This window comes from Mesorhizobium sp. WSM4813, assembly GCF_055811555.1.
In genome coordinates, this window is record NZ_JBVVQU010000133.1 from 1 (window position 1) to 1,474 (window position 1,474).

The 1,474-nt window shown below is 58.2% G+C and carries 1 protein-coding gene; it reads left to right on the plus strand.

Features of this window, described 5'->3' with window-relative positions; genetic code table 11:
• Positions 1-534: 534 nt before the first annotated feature.
• Complete coding sequence (locus AC0L25_RS32315; RefSeq protein ID WP_473599166.1) at positions 535-1,251, plus strand: pentapeptide repeat-containing protein; 717 nt, start codon at positions 535-537, stop codon at positions 1,249-1,251.
• The last annotated feature ends 223 nt before the right edge of the window (positions 1,252-1,474 follow it).

Genomic DNA, 1,474 nt, shown 5'->3' on the forward strand with positions numbered 1-1,474 from the left:
ACACCTCCGGCCAAAAGCCAAAAGTGTTACCTATGTGTCCGGTACAAAACGTCACCTATGTCTCAGGTCGGGCAATTTGTTTACAATGATAAAAATCAAAGAATAGGTTGCGAGCCCGCCATAAAGCCCGCCTACCGAAAACGGCGTATTCGCGGCACGTCAGCTTACGACACAAATATGCGGGGTTCATGCTTCGACCTGGTAGATGGCAGAGATCAACTTCGGCCTCGCTCGTGGGGTTCATGCGACAGCGGAATCAGGATACGCGACTAGCACCCCGTGCCGGGTCGCCTCACCGTCGGGAAGTACCGATCGGTGCGGACCCAAGCGGATTCACGCTTGTCGGCAGCGGACGCCGGCGGTGGCGGTCAGCACCCGAGCAGGCTCCCCATTGTTGACGTCCGCTGCGCATCTGCGGCGACCGTCGCCATGTCCTCTGCTCCCGGGTTGACGGTGGTGTAGACGAGGAGCACTCTCGAATGTCAGCAGATGTGGTCAGGTTGAGTGTCGGCGAGTAGCAGAGGTCCAGCAACAATGACTTTGAGGCGAACCAGAGCTTGCGCCGCATCCGGCTTGGTTCTAGCGGTTTGCACTGTGTTTGCTTGGCAGAACGCCACTGCTGCTCACAATTGCCACGCAGCCGCGACGCCTGGCGTCAATTGGCACGAGTGTGACAAGAAGCTTCTCATCCTAGAAGGACAGGACCTGAGCGGGGCGAACCTGTTCGGTGTTGATTTCACTTCGACCGACCTCAGGAACAGCAATCTCCTTGCGGCAAATCTTGAGAAGGCAACGCTTGTGCGTGCTTCCCTGGCCGACTCGACCGCCAAAGGCGCCCGGTTCGACAGAATCGAGGCCTACAGGACCGACTTCAGCCGTATGGACGCGCAGGGCGCTGTGTTTGCGAGCGCGGAAATGCAGCGCTCGAATTTCCAGGACGCCAATCTGACCAACGTTGATTTCACAAAGGCAGAATTGGGGCGTGCGCAGTTCCATGACGCCGATATCAGCGGCAGCCGCTTCTCGTTTGCCAATCTCGCACGGGCGGACTTCCGAGGAGCGACGTTCACCGCGCCGATCGACTTTGACCGCGCCTTTTTCTTTCTGACCCGTATCGAGGGCGTCGACCTTTCCAATTCGGCGGGTCTGTCCCAGTGGCAGCTCAACATGGCTTGCGGAGACGCCCGGACCGAGTTGCCTTCTGGCTTGACGAGGCCTGAAGATTGGCCCTGTCAATTCCAGCAGGAATAGTCGGCAAGCGAACTGCGGCAATGCTGCACCCGACAGGATTCGAACCTTTCGGCAAGCCCCTAACCCGAATGCCCTGCCGTTCCCAAGCGGTTGGGTTTTGCGTCTCGACATGCTGAACTCGTGCTTTCCGCACCGTTCGCAGAGGTGGCTAGAGCACGTCCTGTGGTCGATGAATCGATTGTGATGTGACAGCTGCGTCTTGTGCTGATTCAACATCCACCTC